Below are 13,827 nucleotides of genomic sequence, written 5' to 3' on the forward strand. Positions count from 1 at the left end.
CCCGGATCATACGCCCGTTTCGGACGTGTACCAAGCGGATAATACGCTCCCAAACGGGGGTCAGTCGAGCCGCATCGCCTCCTGCGCCAGCACCTCGGCCTCCATCAGCAAGGCGTCGTCGGCGAGCCCCTGCGCCACGGTTTCGCGGCCGATCAAAGTCAGCACCGGCACCGCCAGCGGCGAGATGCGGTCGAGCGTCACGTGCATCATCGTGTCACCGGCACGATCGACCAGATCGGCGAGACGCCCGACATCGGTCATTCGCGCGCGCGCGTCGGCCCAGGCGGCCTCGAGCAGCAAATGGCCGGGCTCGTATTTGCGCAGCACGTCGTAGATCAAGTCGGTCGAGAAGGTGACCTGCTTGCCCGACTTGCGCTTGCCGGGATGTTGGCGCTCGACCAGGCCGCCGATCACCGCCACCTCGCGGAACGCGCGTTTGAGCAGATGCGATTGCTGCACCCAGTCGACGAATTCGTGTTCGAGGATGTCGGGCGAGAACAGCGACGCCGGATCGGTCACCGGATCGAGCGAATAGCAAGCGAGCGCATAATCGTTGGCGACGAAGCCGAGCGGCTTGAGCCCCTGTGTCTCCATCCGCCGGGTCACCAGCATGCCGAGCGACTGGTGCGCGTTCCAGCCCTCGAAACTATAGGCGACCATGTACTGACGGCCTTCACGGGGAAAGGTCTCGACCAGCAATTGCCCGGCTTCGGGCAGCCGCGAGCGATAGGATTGCACTTCCAGCCATTCGCGCACGTCGTCGGGGAAGCGCGCCCATTCCTGCGGTTGCGCGAGGAAGCCGCGGACGCGGTCGGCGAGGTGGGTCGACAGCGGCATGCGCGCGCCGCCATAGGTCGGGATGCGCGCCGGGCGGGTCGAGGCGCGGACCAGCACGTCCTCGGTATCGATGCGCAACACCTCGCAACTCATGCCTGCAAAGAAGAAAGTGTCGCCGTTCGACAGCGAGGCGGCGAACCCCTCCTCGACCTTGCCGAGCAACCGACCGTTCTTGAACCGCACATTGAGCATCGCCGCCTCGACGATGATCCCGGCATTGAGGCGGTGCTGCTGAACAAAACGCGGGTGGCTGACGCGCCACGAGCCGTCGGGCTCCTGCGTCAACCGCTTGAACCGGTCGTAAGCGCGCAAGGCATAACCGCCGTCGCGGATGAAGCTCAGCACGCGCTCGAACGTCTCGCCATCGAGCGCCGAATAGGGCAGCGCGCTTTGCACCTCGGCGAGCATCTCGTCGCTCAGAAACGGCGCGGCGCAGGCGCACGCCATGACATGCTGCGCCAGCACGTCGAGCCCACCCGGGCGGAACGGTTCGTTGTCGAGCTCGTTCGCCTCGACCGCGTCGATCGCGGCGCGCGCCTCGAGATATTCGAAGCGGTTGCCGGGGACGAGGATCGCCTCGCTCGCCTCGTCGAGCCGATGGTTGGCACGGCCGATCCGCTGGAGCAGGCGCGACGATCCCTTGGGCGCGCCCATCTGGATCACGCAATCGACATCGCCCCAATCGACCCCGAGATCGAGGCTGGCGGTGGCGACCAGCGCGCGCAGCTGCCCCGCCGCCATCGCGCCTTCGACCTTGCGCCGCGCTTCCTTCGACAGGCTGCCGTGATGCACGCCGATCGGCAGCGACATCAGATTCACTTTCCACAGATCCTGAAAGATCAGCTCGGCGAGGCTGCGCGTGTTGCAGAACACGATCGTGGTGCGCCGCGTCTCGATTTCCGCCATCACCTGTTCGGCGGCATATCGCCCCGAATGGCCCGCCCATGGCACGCGCCCTTGCGGCAGCAGGATGGAGATGTCGGGATCGGCGCCGGGCTCGCCGAGCACCAGGTCGACCATGTCGATATCGCCGTCGGGCGCGAGCCAGGCGCGATAGGCATCGGGATCGGCGACGGTTGCCGAGAGTGCGACGCGGCGCATATCGGGGGCGATCCGCTGGAGCCGCGCCATGCATAGCGACAACAAGTCGCCGCGCTTGCCGCTGGCAAAGGCATGGACCTCGTCGACGACGATACGCTTGAGCCCGGCGAACATCAGGAAGCTGTCGGGATAGCTGAGCAGCAGCGACAGGCTTTCCGGCGTGGTCAGCAGGATCTGCGGCGGGCGCACGCGCTGCCGCGCCTTGCGGTCGCTCGGCGTGTCGCCGGTGCGCGTCTCGACGCGGATATCGACTCCCATCTCCTCGATCGGGGTGAGCAGATTGCGCTGGACGTCGACCGCGAGCGCCTTGAGTGGCGAGACGTAGAGCGTGTGCAGCCCCTCGGCGGGGGTCTCGATCAGCTCGGCGAGCGTGGGGAGAAAGCCGGCCAGCGTCTTGCCCGCCCCGGTCGCCGCGACGAGCAGCGCGTGATGCCCGGCGCGCGCGGCGTCGAGCATCTCGAGCTGGTGGCGCCGCGGGCGCCAGCCGCGCGCGGCGAACCAGTCGGTCAGAGGGGCGGGAAGTTCCATTAAAGCCCCTCCCCTTCAGGGGAGGGGTTGGGGGTGGGGCAGTGCCTCAAGCAAGTCGCCTGTGGATAGGCCCCACCCCAACCCCTCCCCTGAAGGGGAGGGGCTATGGAAAGACGGAAGCCTGCGCTCATCCTGCAGATATAGGGTGCGGGCCGCCGATCGCGCTATGGCGCCGGCGGCGCGCCCGCCGGCCGGGCGATCAGCTTCGGCGCCGCTTTGCCCTCGACCGCCAGCCTTGCGCGCTCGCCCTCGGCACGGTCCTGGAGCGACAGCCACACGGTGTCGGCTTGCGTCCCCATCCGCAGCCCTTCGGCATATTTGCCCAGCGGGTTCTGGTAGTTGACCACCAGCCCGGCAAACCCGGTCTTATCGTTGGCGGTGAGCAGCACCGCATCGCCACCGGGCCGGTCGAGCGACAGGATCGCGCGGCCATTGTCCAGGAAGCTGAACCCGCCGCGCTCATTGCCTTTGGCATCGTGGATCAACAGGCCATACGCGCTCGCGATCCGCGGATAGGCCTTGCCGTCGACCAGCACCGGCGGCTGCTCGCCCAGTACCAGGCGATCGGCGCCGTCGGGGCCGAGTATGACGATCGACGCGGTCTGCGCATCCTTGCGCTGGCGACCGTCGGTAGGTGGCGGCGCACCGATCAGGATGCGCGGCTTGCCCGTAGCATCGACGATACGGATCGCCTGCGCCTCGATCGTGCCGGGCGCGGCAGGCGCGAGCGCCATCAGCAACGCCGCCGCGCCACCCAATCCGACCATGCCCAATATCAACCGCTGCCGCCTGACCGTGCGTTCGAGCCGATCGAGCCGCCGATCGAGAGCCATTTGCTGCATCCGTTTCCTCCTTATTTCCTGGCAAGATGGAACAGGAACGCGCGCCGCGCCATATTGGTGTGATGACCAAGCTCGGCGACTGGATCACGCCCCATCCACAGGGGATCTTTGTGGCGCCGGCCGATGTCTGGATCGATCCGTCGGTGCCCAGTCCCCGCGCGCTGGTGACGCACGGTCACGCCGATCACGCTCGCGGCGGGCACGAAGCAGTGTGGGCGACGCCGGAAACGCTGGCGATCATGGAAGCGCGCTACGGCCCGCAGGCCGGACACGCCGTCCAATATGGCGAGCCGCGCGACATGGGCGGAGTCGAGGTCGAATTCGTCCCCGCCGGCCATGTGCTGGGATCGGCGCAGATCGTGCTGAGATATCGCGGCGAGACAATCGTCGTGTCGGGCGATTACAAGCGGCGCGCCGACCCGACCTGCGCGCGGTTCAAGCCGGTCAAATGCGATGTCTTCGTGACCGAAGCGACGTTCGGCCTGCCCGTCTTCCGCCACCCCGAGACCCATGACGAGATCGACAAATTGCTCGCCGCATCGCGCGCCAATCCCGATCGCTGCGTGCTGGTCGGCGCCTATGCACTGGGCAAGGCGCAGCGCGTGATCCGCGAATTGCGCGACATGGGCTATGACGATCCGATCTACATCCATGGCGCCTTGCAGCGATTGTGCGACCTCTATGTCGACCTGGGCGTCGATCTCGGCGAGCTTCGCCCCGCAACCGGAGTCGCAAAGGCCGAGTTGCAGGGGCGGATCGTGCTGTGCCCGCCGGGCGCGCTCAACGATCGCTGGTCGCGGCGGCTGCCAGACCCGATCACGGCGATGGCCAGCGGCTGGATGCGCGTCCGTCAGCGCGCGCGGCAGAGATTGGTCGAACTGCCGCTGATCCTGTCCGACCATGCCGATTGGGACGAATTGACCGAAACGCTGATCGAGATCGGGCCCAAGGAAGTGTGGGTTACGCATGGCCGCGAGGACGCGCTGATCCATTGGTGCGAGACGCGGCAAATCAAGGCACGCGCGCTGGCGCTGGTGGGGTACGAAGACGAGGACGATTGACCGCGCTCCGTATTTTCGAAAAGAGGGTACGGAAAAAGGAGAGCGCGATGCGGGCAGTGGTCAAGCGGGGGCAGCGGCTGGAACTCGACGAGATCGTCGAGCCGACCCCCGACAAGGGGCAGGTGCTGGTGCGGACGCTACGTTGCGGCATTTGCGGGTCCGATCTCCACGCGCTCCACCATATGGACAAGATGGTCGCCGAGCGCACCGGCGGCCCGCCGCGCCCCTTGCCCGACATGGTGATGGGCCACGAATTCTGTGCCGAAATCCTCGATTACGGTCCCGACACGCCGCATCGGCTCAAGCCGGGAACGCGCGTGGTCTCGGTACCGGTCACCAATTCTTCCAAAGGCTATCATCCCGTCGGCTATTCGCCTTCGGCGCCGGGTGGGTTCGCCGAACGCATGCTGCTCGACGAGCGGTTGTTGCTCGAAGTACCCAATGGCCTTTCCGACGATCTTGCCGCGCTGACCGAGCCGTTCGCGGTCGGCGCGCATGCCGTCGCGCGCGCCGCGCTCGAGCCCGGATCGGCCTCGTTGGTGATCGGTTGTGGGCCGGTCGGGCTGGCGATCATCGCCGCGCTCAAGATCGCCGGAAAGGGGCCGGTGATCGCCGCCGATTTCTCGCCGCGCCGCCGCGCCGAGGCCGAACGGATGGGTGCCGACGTCATCGTCGATCCCGCGGTCGAAGGCCCGCACGGCAAATGGGCCGATTATGGCGTCCCCGCGACCGAGGCGGAGGCGCACATCGCCAGAATGGCGGGCAAGCTGCACGCCCGCCCAATCGTGTTCGAATGCGTCGGCGTGCCGGGCATGGTGCAACGGATCATCGAGGATTGCCCGCCCGGCGCGCAGATCGTCGTCGCCGGCGTGTGCATGGAACCCGACAGCTTCCGTCCATCGATGGCGATCACCAAGCAACTCAACCTGGAATTCGTCTATGGCTACACCCCCGACGAGTTCGCCGCGACGTTGCGCGAGATCGCCGAGGGGACGGTCGACGTCGGCCGGGTCATCACCGGGACGGTTGGGCTGGACGGCGTGCCGCAGGCGTTCACCGACCTCGGCGATCCCGAAAACCACGTGAAGATCATGGTCGATCCGGCCATCGCCTGATAGGAACCCGACTCCGACTTCGAACGCTTTGATGCGCGAAAAGGAGAGGATCATGGCCGAGGCCGACGTCAAAATGCTCGCTCCCGCCAGCGAGCTCGCCGATAAGGCGCATCATCCCTATCCAGGCGAAAGCGCCGATTACGCCGAGGCTCGCAAGAAGCTTCTCGCCGAGGAAGTTGAATTACGACGACACCTGGAACGCGTCGCCGCGCAACGCCGCGCGCTGCCGCCAGGGCCGGTGGTCACGAAGGACTATCGCTTCCAAAGCAAAGACGGCGAGGTCGGACTCGCCGATATGTTCGAAGGGCATGACGCGCTCGTCACCTATTGCTGGATGTTCGGCCCCGAACGCGCGCGGCCATGCCCGATGTGTACCCAATTTCTCGGCGCGCTGGCAGCCAATGCGCTCGACTTGCGCCAGAAGGTCGCGCTGGCGGTGATCGCGCGGTCGCCCGTCGAACGACTGTACGATTTCGCCAAGGAGCGCGGTTGGCGCGGTCTGCCGCTCTATAGCGACACCAGCGAGGCATTCGGCCGCGATCACAACGCCTGGCACGACGATGGCGACTGGCCGTCCTACGATGTGTTCACCAGGGACAAGGACGGCACGATCCGCCATTTCTGGGGATCGGAATTGGGCGGAACCCAGGATCCCGGTCAGGACCCGCGCGGCGCGCCCGAAATGTCTCCGCTATGGAACGTGCTCGACACGATCCCCGCCGGGCGCGGCACCGACTGGTATCCAAGCATCGACTACTGATCCGGCGCCTTTTGCGCGCTGTAGGTCGTGATCTTCTCGCTCGACGCGGCGTGCTCGCGAATCGCGCCCATCAGCTGGGCGATGCCGGACGTGAGGAAGTGTTCCTGCAGCGCGGGCAGGTCGCGCCATTCCTCGAAAAACACCAGACGGAGCGGGTTTTCGGCATCGATATGAACCGCATGGCTGATGCAGCCGTCCTCGGTCCGCGAGCGGTGGACGTGCGCGAGGCAGGCATCGCGCAACGGCTCGAACTGGCCCTCCTTCGCGGTGATGCTGCCGGTGACGATGATCATGACGCCCTCTCCCTAGGTGGGAGGCTAGAGCATTTTCGCGTTCTGGGGAACTAACGAAAGTATTAGAAAACAAGGAAAATAAAAGAAATATGGCGCATCCGGTCCTTTTCACGTCATGCCGGCCTCGTCCCGGCCTCCACCGGGCCGGCGAGCGAGATGCCTGAGCTCATCGTTCCGCGCTGGCGGCACGGGCACAAGGCCGGGGTGATGCAGGAGAAAGGACGGCCCGTCAGGCCGCCACCATCTCCGAATCGTGCGCGAACAGCCATTGCTCGGCATCGACGCGATTTTCGAAGCATTTCGCGGTGCGGCCGTTGAGCGCGCGCATCAGCTGGCTGCGCGCCAGCGTGCGGTCGACGATGAACGCGAGTTTGCGCGACCGATAGGCCGGATCGGCGAGCAGGTTCTGGAAGGCGGCGACCACGTCCTGCGCCTGCACCTTCATCGCCCTGAGGTCGTTGAGCGTGACATGCTGGTTGGGCCCGCAGGTCAGGCGGGCATGTTCCGCGGCGCGCGCGTCGCAAAATGCCTGGATGTCGTCGGGATTGAAGAAGCCGGACATGGTGATGCGAATCAAATCGCGCGAGGGTTCGGCCCGGACCGTGAAATGTGCAGCCATGCCGTTTGGTTAGAGCGAATGTTTTGCCGAACGGTAAAAAACTACCCGACTCCCTCCAGCGCCTTTTGCCGCCGGCGCTGGACCGAACTACCGATCCCCATCGCTTCGCGATACTTGGCGACGGTGCGCCGCGCGATGTCGAAACCCTTGGCGTTGAGCATGTCGACCAAGGTGTCGTCGGACAGGATCGCCTTCGGACTCTCCGCCGAGATCAGTGTGCGAATCGCCGACTTGACCGCTTGCGCCGACACCGCATCGCCGCCATCGGCCGCCTGGATCGCCGAGGTGAAGAAATATTTGAGCTCGTACAGCCCGCGCGCGCAGCTGAGATATTTGTTCGAGGTCACCCGGCTGACCGTCGATTCGTGCATCTCAATCGCGTCGGCCACTTGCTTCAGGGTCATCGGCTTCAGATGCGCGACGCCATGGAGGAAGAACGCTTCCTGCTGCTTCACGATCTCGCTCGCGACCTTGATGATCGTGCGCTGGCGTTGGTCGAGCGCCTTGACCAGCCAGTTGGCGCTGGCAAGCATCTCGCTCAGCCACGCCTTGGCCGTCTTGTCCTGCGGGCCCGAGGACAGCTCGACATAATAGGAACGGTTGACCAGCACCTTGGGCAACGTCGCCGCGTTGATCTCGATCGCCCAGCCCTGCTTGGCGCGCGCGACATAGAGATCGGGGACAACCGCCTGCATCGGCTCGCCGCCGAATCGACATCCGGGCTTGGGGTCGTAATTGCGCAACTCGCGGATCATGTCGGCGAGGTCTTCGTCGTCGACGTCGCAAATCCGCCGCAGCCGCGACATCTCGCCGCGCGCGACGAGGTCGAGATTATCGATCAATCGCGCCATGCACGGATCGTAGCGGTCGGCCTCCTTCGCCTGGAGCGCGAGGCATTCGGCGAGGTCGCGCGCGCCGACCCCGGTTGGGTCGAACGTCTGGATCACCTTGAGCACGTCCTCGACATGCACCAGCGGCACGCCGAGCCGGTTGGCGATGTCGAGCAACGGCGTGGTCAGATATCCCGCTTCGTCGATCAGGTCGATCAGATGCTGGGCAACGAACATGTCGGCGCCCGACAGCACTTCGCCCGCCTGGGTCAGCAAGTGATCGGCAAGCGTCAGGCTGGTGTCGGCAAAGGCGTCAAGATCGGGACCGTCCTCGCTCGCCCCGCCCGACGTGCCGCCGTTCATGCCGAGCGACCCATCCATCCCGGCCTGATCGGACGGCGAATCGTGGTGGAAGCTTTCCGCCGCGAAGTCGACGTCGAGCGACGCTTCGCCGCCGCTCTCGCCGTTCAACAAGGCATCGGCGCTGGCCGGCTCGTCGCCCATCGCGACCGGCGCCTCGCGTTCGACGATCGGGCCGTCGTCATCGCTGCCCGCGCTCGAACTGTCGAGCAACGGATTGCGCTCGATCTCCTCGGCGATGAAGGTTTCGACTTCAAGGTTCGACAGCGCGAGCAGGCGAATCGCCTGCTGCAACTGCGGCGTCATCACCAGCGATTGCGACTGCCGAAGATCAAGGCGAGGCGCGAGACTCATGGGCTGGTCAGAGCTGGAAGCTCTCTCCCAGATAGAGCCGGCGGACATTCTCGTCGGCGACGAGTTCCTCGGGCGAGCCGGCGAACAGCACGCGTCCATCGTAGATGATGTAGCCGCGATCGACGATGTCGAGCGTCTCGCGGACATTATGGTCGGTGATCAGCACGCCGATGCCGCGCTTCTTCAATTCGACGATCAGGTCGCGAATGTCGGAGATCGACAAGGGATCGATGCCGGCGAACGGCTCGTCGAGCAGCATGATCGAGGGATTGGCGGCGAGCGCCCGCGCGATCTCGGCGCGGCGGCGTTCGCCGCCCGACAGAGCCATGGCGGGCGCGTCACGCAGGCGGGTCAGGCCGAATTCGTCGAGCAACTGGTCGAGCCGGCGTTCGCGCGCCGCTTTGTCGGGCTCCGAGAGTTCCAGCACGGTGAGGATGTTCTTTTCGACCGACAGACCGCGAAAGATCGAGGTTTCCTGGGGCAGATAGCCCAGGCCGAGGATCGCGCGGCGGTACATCGGCAATCCGGTGATGTCGTCGCCATCGAGCATGATGCGGCCCGAATCGGGCTTCACCAACCCCATCACCGAATAGAAGCAGGTGGTCTTGCCGGCGCCGTTGGGACCCAATAGCCCGATCACTTCGCCTGGGCCCACCGACAGCGACACGTCGGTCAGCACGACTCGCTTGTCGTAGGACTTGGCGATCGACACGACCGACAGGCCGCGCATCACCGGGGCTTCCGCGATCGGCGGTATCTCTTCCAGGGTAACGGTATCGTTCATATCGGCTCCCTGAGTGCCCGCCTCTTGGTTACTGAATGGTTATCGGACAGGCAATTGGCAAGCTTTGTGCATGGCGCGCGCGGTGCCATGCACCGGCGTCTCGCCGCGAGCAAGCGTGTGCGCGGCGGATGCGCCAATAAATCGGGCTATCGGTTGCGCTTGGCCTTGCCGCTAAAGTGCATGGTCGCGCGTCCGTTGAGCCGCACCACGCGATTCTCGAGGTCGGCGTTCATCGTATCGGCGTTGAAATTACCTTGCGGCAAGGTGCCGGAGACGCCGCCCGTCCCCTGCATCGTGCGCTTCCTCAAATCGACCGTCGCCGCCTTGCTCTGGAGGCTATAGCCCCTGGGGCCGGTGAAGGTGATCGGCCCCGACACGTCGACCTGCTGGCTCTTCAGATTGTAATTGCCCTTGGGCGCTTGAAGCGTGCCGGGACCGTCCGACAGCAGGATATCGGCGTTCATCCGGTCGATCTCGACGATCGGCTGGGTGGCGTCGCGTTGCACCGCCGATTGCGCGGTCAAGGTGAAGGGTTGGCCCTTGTCATCCTGGCCGCGATAGGTCGCCGACTGGACGCGCAGGCGTTCCTTGGTGATTTCCACCTTGTTGCGATCGAGCACGAAACTGACGTCGCCACCGGCGGTCAGCGGCAGGAATACCATCAGCGCGGCGACGACGCCGACCGCCGACGGCAGGACGACGCGCAGGATCGCGATCAATGTGTCGTGCCCGCTCCCCGGCGCCGCCCAGCGCTGACGCTCGGACCGCATCTGGAGCGCGACGTCAGACATGCGCGAAGATGTCGATTTCAGGCCAGCCGGCGAGATCGAGCTCGGCGCGCCACGGCAGGAAGTCGAAACAGGCCTGCGCCAGCTCGGCGCGGTTTTCGCGAACCAGGCGGCGATCGAGTTCGTCGCGCAGGCGATGCAGATAGCGCACGTCGGACGCGGCATAATCCTTTTGCGCGTCGCTCAGCTCAGGACCGCCCCAATCGGACGATTGCTGCTGTTTCGAAATGTCCTGGCCGAGCAGCTCGCGGACCAATTCCTTCAGGCCATGGCGGTCGGTATAGGTGCGGACCAGCCGCGACGCGGTCTTGGTGCAATAGACCGGGCCGGCGGTGACGCCGAGATAATGCTTGATCGCGGCGAGATCGAAGCGCGCGAAATGATAGAGCTTGTCGCGTGCCGGATCGGCGAGCAGCGCCTTCAGATTGGGCGCGGCATAATCGCTGCCGGGGCCGAAACGGACGAGATGCTCGTCGGGTCCGCCATCGGACAATTGCACCAGGCACAATCGGTCACGCGGCGTGATCAGCCCCATCGTCTCGGTATCGACGGCGATCGCGGCGCCGGGCGCGAACAGCCCGGCGGGAAGGTCTTCCTCATGGAGATATACGGTCATCGCCTAGCGCCTAGCCCTTCCGAGCCGAACGCTCAATGGCTGGGGAAGATGCGGCGTTCAGTGAGCGGCGCTGTTCCCGCCTCGACGCTCGCGCGCCTTGCGGCTCCAGATGTTGAGGATCTCGACCCCGGCGGAGAAGGCCATGGCGGTATAGACATAGCCCTTGGGGACATGGACGCCGAAGCCGTCGGCGATCAGCACGAGGCCGATCATCAACAGGAAGCCGAGCGCGAGCATGACCACGGTCGGGTTCTTGGCGATGAAGTTGGACAAGGGATCGGCGGCGAGCAGCATGACCCCGACCGCGACCACGACCGCGACGATCATGATCGGCAATTCGTCGGTCATGCCGACGGCGGTCAGGATCGAATCGATCGAGAAGACCAGATCGAGCACCAGGATTTGGGCGATCGCGGACGCGAAGCCGAGCGACTTCTGGCTGTTGGTCTTGTCGAGTGGCGAGTCCGATTCGGCCGGATCGACGCTGTGATGGATTTCGGTCGTCGCCTTGTAGAGCAGGAACAGGCCGCCCGCGATCAGGATGAGATCGCGAATCGAAAAGGCGGTCTCGAAGCTGGGAGTGCCATGCGCGTCGGCAGCACCCGTCAGCCCGAGATCGATCACCGGCGCCGTCATGCCGACGATCCAGCTGATCGTCGTGAGCAGCAGCAGACGCATGATCAGCGCGAGCCCGATCCCGATTCGCCGCGTGCGGGCACGGTCCGCCTCGGGCAATTTGTTCGACAGGATCGCGACGAAGACCAGGTTGTCGATGCCGAGCACGACTTCCATCATGATCAGCGTCAACAGCGCCGCCCAAGCGGCCGGACTGGCGAGAAGTTCGATGATCGACATGGGGCAGGGCTGTGCCGTCTTGGCCACGCTCGCGCAAGTATCGCGACGACAAGGGCAGGAATGCCGACGATTTTGTTCGCGGCGTGGCCGATTTTCGGCTAAGACTCGCACTAAGGCGCTATTGGTTTGCGTCCGAAGGCCTGCGTCTGTCGTCCGACGCGTTGGTTCTTGAATGTGATACGGGGCGAACCGGAAAGACGAACAGGGCATGAGTTTCGATAAAGGTGGCCGTGGCAATCGTGGTGGTCGCGGCCGTGACAAGCGCGACAATTTCGGCGGTGACGAATTTGGCGGCGGCGGTGGTGATTTCGGCGGCGGTGGCTTCGGCGGCGGTAGCAGCTATGGTGGCGGCGGCGGTGGATATCGCGGCGGCGGTGGCGGCTTCGGCGGTGGTGGCGGCTTCGGCGGCGGCGGCGGTGGTTTCCGCGGCGGCGGCGGCGGTGGCGGCGGGTTCCGTGGCGGCGGCGGTGGCGGTGGCGGCATGCCCCCCCAGGTCGTCGGTGAAGGCACCGGCGTCGTAAAGTTCTTCAACGGACAAAAGGGCTTCGGCTTCGTCGTTCGCGACGATGGCGGCGAGGACGTGTTCGTGCACATCAGTGCGGTCGAGCAGGCCGGCCTGACCGGCCTGGCCGAGGGTCAGCCGCTGGGCTTCACGCTCGTCGATCGCGGCGGCCGCATTTCGGCGACCGACCTCAAGATCGAGGGCGAGCCCCTGCCCGTCCAGGATCGCGGCCCGCGCCCCGAGCGTGCGGCAGGCGGCCCGGGTGGCGCTGGCGGCGGCGGTGGCCGCGAGCTGACTGGCGAGAAGGCGACCGGCACGGTCAAGTTCTTCAACGCGATGAAGGGCTTCGGCTTCATTCAGCGCGATGACGGCCAGCCCGATGCATTCGTCCACATCTCGGCGGTCGAGCGCGCCGGCATGACCAGCCTGAACGAAGGCGATCGGCTCGAATTCGAGCTCGAGGTCGACAATCGTCGCGGCAAATACGCCGCGGTGAACCTGACGTCGATCTAATCGCCCTCCGGTTCTGCTTTTGAAAAGGCCCGGTCCGCGAATGTGCGGGCCGGGCTTTTTTCTTATTCCTCCCCGGAACGGGGAGGGGGACCGCGCGCGCTAGCGCGTGGTGGAGGGGGCCCGCGACCAACTATCCACAACCGAGGAGGCAAGCGGTCGCAGGCCCCCTCCACCGTCCGCTTCGCGGCCGGTCCCCCTCCCCGTTCCGGGGAGGATTTGAACTACCCCCGCAAGATCAGCCCTGCCCCAGCCAGAATCCCCAGCACGGCCACCCCGCGTCCGACCGTCACCCGCTCCTTCAGAAACACGACAGCGATGATCAGCGCCGTCACCATCCCGGTCTCGCGCAACGCGGCGAGCGGCGCGGTCGGACCGATCGACAGTGCATAGAGCGCGAGGCCGTAGGTCAGGATCGACAGCGCACCGGCAATCGCGCCCGGCCGCCATTGCTGGCGCATCGATGCGAACAAAGTGCCGCGCGTCAGGATCGCGAACAGGCCGACGATGACCAGCCCCATCGTCACGAACATCCAGGCGATATAGCTGAACGGCGTCGGCGCCGCGCGCACGCCGGCGGCATCGATCACGGTATAGGCGGCGATGGTGAAACCGGTCAGCACTGCCCAGCCGAACCCGGCGCGGCTGAGGTGACGGCCGATCGCGAGCACAAACATCGACACGCCGATCAGCGCGATCCCGGCGACCGCCAACGTCGAAACATGATCGCCGAGTAGCCCGAGCGTCACGCCCGCGGTCACCAGCGGCGCGGTGCCGCGCAGCACGGGATAGGCCGAAGAGAAATCGCTGACCTGATACGCCCGGATCAGCGCGTAGAGATAGAGCGCATGGACCAGCGCCGTCGCCGCGAGCCACACCCAGGCGCCCTGCGGCAACGGCACGAGCAGCAAGGCAGGGAGCAGGATGATCGCCGCCGACCCGTCGGTCATCGCGCGCGACGCCATCTTGTCCTTGCCGCCCTTGACGATGGCATTGACCACCGCGTGGACAGATCCCGAAGCGATCATCAGCAGCGGCGCGAGCATGGCGGTCATCCTCGCCCTAATTGCGT

The 13,827-nt window shown here is 65.7% G+C and carries 14 protein-coding genes; 4 read left to right on the forward strand and 10 right to left on the reverse strand.

The annotated features are described in order from the left end of the window. Positions 1-60: 60 nt before the first annotated feature. Positions 61-2,466 carry a ligase-associated DNA damage response DEXH box helicase gene (locus tag AC1DQQ_RS10395; protein ID WP_478045122.1) on the reverse strand — a complete coding sequence of 802 codons (2,406 nt, stop codon included), beginning with the start codon at positions 2,464-2,466 and terminating at the stop codon, positions 61-63. Positions 2,467-2,630: 164 nt separating this feature from the next. Further along, the gene (locus AC1DQQ_RS10400; protein WP_478045124.1) at positions 2,631-3,308 is read right to left on the reverse strand and encodes a hypothetical protein; all 678 of its coding nucleotides are present in this window, start codon (positions 3,306-3,308) and stop codon (positions 2,631-2,633) included. A 62-nt stretch (positions 3,309-3,370) separates the two neighbouring features. On the opposite strand from AC1DQQ_RS10400, the gene AC1DQQ_RS10405 reads away from it, so the two are divergent. Genes AC1DQQ_RS10405 through AC1DQQ_RS10415 form a run of 3 tightly spaced genes read left to right on the forward strand, consistent with a single transcriptional unit; the run spans position 3,371 to position 6,244 of the window. Then, positions 3,371-4,369 (forward strand): ligase-associated DNA damage response exonuclease, encoded by a 999-nt coding sequence (locus AC1DQQ_RS10405; RefSeq protein WP_478045282.1) that lies wholly within the window; start codon positions 3,371-3,373, stop codon positions 4,367-4,369. 47 nt (positions 4,370-4,416) lie between these two features. After that, on the forward strand, positions 4,417-5,484 hold the full coding sequence (locus AC1DQQ_RS10410) for a zinc-binding dehydrogenase (protein ID WP_478045126.1): 1,068 nt from the start codon (positions 4,417-4,419) through the stop codon (positions 5,482-5,484). Between the two features lie 52 nt (positions 5,485-5,536). Next, the gene (locus AC1DQQ_RS10415) at positions 5,537-6,244 is read left to right on the forward strand and encodes a DUF899 family protein (RefSeq protein ID WP_478041512.1); all 708 of its coding nucleotides are present in this window, start codon (positions 5,537-5,539) and stop codon (positions 6,242-6,244) included. Here AC1DQQ_RS10415 and AC1DQQ_RS10420 read toward each other — a convergent pair. From AC1DQQ_RS10420 to AC1DQQ_RS10450, 7 genes are all read right to left on the reverse strand, one after another. Beyond that, positions 6,238-6,537: a putative quinol monooxygenase gene (locus AC1DQQ_RS10420; protein ID WP_478045127.1), complete on the reverse strand. Its 300-nt coding sequence runs from the start codon at positions 6,535-6,537 to the stop codon at positions 6,238-6,240. The two genes, AC1DQQ_RS10415 and AC1DQQ_RS10420, sit on opposite strands and share 7 nt — an antisense overlap. A gap of 229 nt (positions 6,538-6,766) precedes the next feature. After that, positions 6,767-7,156 (reverse strand): hypothetical protein, encoded by a 390-nt coding sequence (locus AC1DQQ_RS10425; RefSeq protein ID WP_478031110.1) that lies wholly within the window; start codon positions 7,154-7,156, stop codon positions 6,767-6,769. A 41-nt stretch (positions 7,157-7,197) separates the two neighbouring features. After that, entirely contained in the window at positions 7,198-8,700 is a 1,503-nt protein-coding gene (gene rpoN / locus AC1DQQ_RS10430) for an RNA polymerase factor sigma-54 (RefSeq protein WP_478041510.1), read from the reverse strand. A gap of 7 nt (positions 8,701-8,707) precedes the next feature. Next, entirely contained in the window at positions 8,708-9,484 is a 777-nt protein-coding gene (gene lptB / locus AC1DQQ_RS10435; RefSeq protein WP_478041509.1) for an LPS export ABC transporter ATP-binding protein, read from the reverse strand. Between the two features lie 146 nt (positions 9,485-9,630). After that, a complete protein-coding gene (lptC, locus tag AC1DQQ_RS10440; protein ID WP_478041508.1) occupies positions 9,631-10,275 on the reverse strand; it encodes an LPS export ABC transporter periplasmic protein LptC in 645 nt (214 codons plus the stop codon). Next, positions 10,268-10,888, reverse strand: a complete 621-nt coding sequence (locus tag AC1DQQ_RS10445) for a ribonuclease D (protein ID WP_478041507.1) — start codon at positions 10,886-10,888, stop codon at positions 10,268-10,270. Before AC1DQQ_RS10445 ends, lptC begins: the two co-directional genes overlap by 8 nt. 57 nt (positions 10,889-10,945) lie before the next feature. Next, positions 10,946-11,743 carry a TerC family protein gene (locus AC1DQQ_RS10450; protein WP_478031116.1) on the reverse strand — a complete coding sequence of 266 codons (798 nt, stop codon included), beginning with the start codon at positions 11,741-11,743 and terminating at the stop codon, positions 10,946-10,948. 208 nt (positions 11,744-11,951) lie between these two features. Between AC1DQQ_RS10450 and AC1DQQ_RS10455 the strand changes: the two genes are divergently transcribed. Then, positions 11,952-12,758 (forward strand): cold-shock protein, encoded by an 807-nt coding sequence (locus AC1DQQ_RS10455; protein ID WP_478031117.1) that lies wholly within the window; start codon positions 11,952-11,954, stop codon positions 12,756-12,758. Between the two features lie 221 nt (positions 12,759-12,979). Here AC1DQQ_RS10455 and AC1DQQ_RS10460 read toward each other — a convergent pair whose 3' ends face one another. After that, positions 12,980-13,810 (reverse strand): EamA family transporter, encoded by an 831-nt coding sequence (locus tag AC1DQQ_RS10460; RefSeq protein WP_478045128.1) that lies wholly within the window; start codon positions 13,808-13,810, stop codon positions 12,980-12,982. Positions 13,811-13,827 lie beyond the last annotated feature (17 nt).

The sequence above is a fragment of the Sphingomonas sp. P4_G3 genome (assembly GCF_056401105.1).

Excerpts from the sequence above, each read along its gene's own strand:
- AC1DQQ_RS10420 (WP_478045127.1), bottom strand. The coding sequence starts at position 6,537 with ATGATCATCGTCACCGGCAGCATCACCGCGAAGGAGGGCCAGTTCGAG.
- rpoN (WP_478041510.1), bottom strand. The coding sequence starts at position 8,700 with ATGAGTCTCGCGCCTCGCCTTGATCTTCGGCAGTCGCAATCGCTGGTG.
- AC1DQQ_RS10425 (WP_478031110.1), bottom strand. The coding sequence starts at position 7,156 with ATGGCTGCACATTTCACGGTCCGGGCCGAACCCTCGCGCGATTTGATT.
- AC1DQQ_RS10445 (WP_478041507.1), bottom strand. The coding sequence starts at position 10,888 with ATGACCGTATATCTCCATGAGGAAGACCTTCCCGCCGGGCTGTTCGCG.
- AC1DQQ_RS10450 (WP_478031116.1), bottom strand. The coding sequence starts at position 11,743 with ATGTCGATCATCGAACTTCTCGCCAGTCCGGCCGCTTGGGCGGCGCTG.
- AC1DQQ_RS10405 (WP_478045282.1), top strand. The coding sequence starts at position 3,371 with ATGACCAAGCTCGGCGACTGGATCACGCCCCATCCACAGGGGATCTTT.
- AC1DQQ_RS10410 (WP_478045126.1), top strand. The coding sequence starts at position 4,417 with ATGCGGGCAGTGGTCAAGCGGGGGCAGCGGCTGGAACTCGACGAGATC.
- AC1DQQ_RS10395 (WP_478045122.1), bottom strand. The coding sequence starts at position 2,466 with ATGGAACTTCCCGCCCCTCTGACCGACTGGTTCGCCGCGCGCGGCTGG.
- AC1DQQ_RS10455 (WP_478031117.1), top strand. The coding sequence starts at position 11,952 with ATGAGTTTCGATAAAGGTGGCCGTGGCAATCGTGGTGGTCGCGGCCGT.
- lptC (WP_478041508.1), bottom strand. The coding sequence starts at position 10,275 with ATGTCTGACGTCGCGCTCCAGATGCGGTCCGAGCGTCAGCGCTGGGCG.
- AC1DQQ_RS10415 (WP_478041512.1), top strand. The coding sequence starts at position 5,537 with ATGGCCGAGGCCGACGTCAAAATGCTCGCTCCCGCCAGCGAGCTCGCC.
- AC1DQQ_RS10400 (WP_478045124.1), bottom strand. The coding sequence starts at position 3,308 with ATGCAGCAAATGGCTCTCGATCGGCGGCTCGATCGGCTCGAACGCACG.
- AC1DQQ_RS10460 (WP_478045128.1), bottom strand. The coding sequence starts at position 13,810 with ATGACCGCCATGCTCGCGCCGCTGCTGATGATCGCTTCGGGATCTGTC.
- lptB (WP_478041509.1), bottom strand. The coding sequence starts at position 9,484 with ATGAACGATACCGTTACCCTGGAAGAGATACCGCCGATCGCGGAAGCC.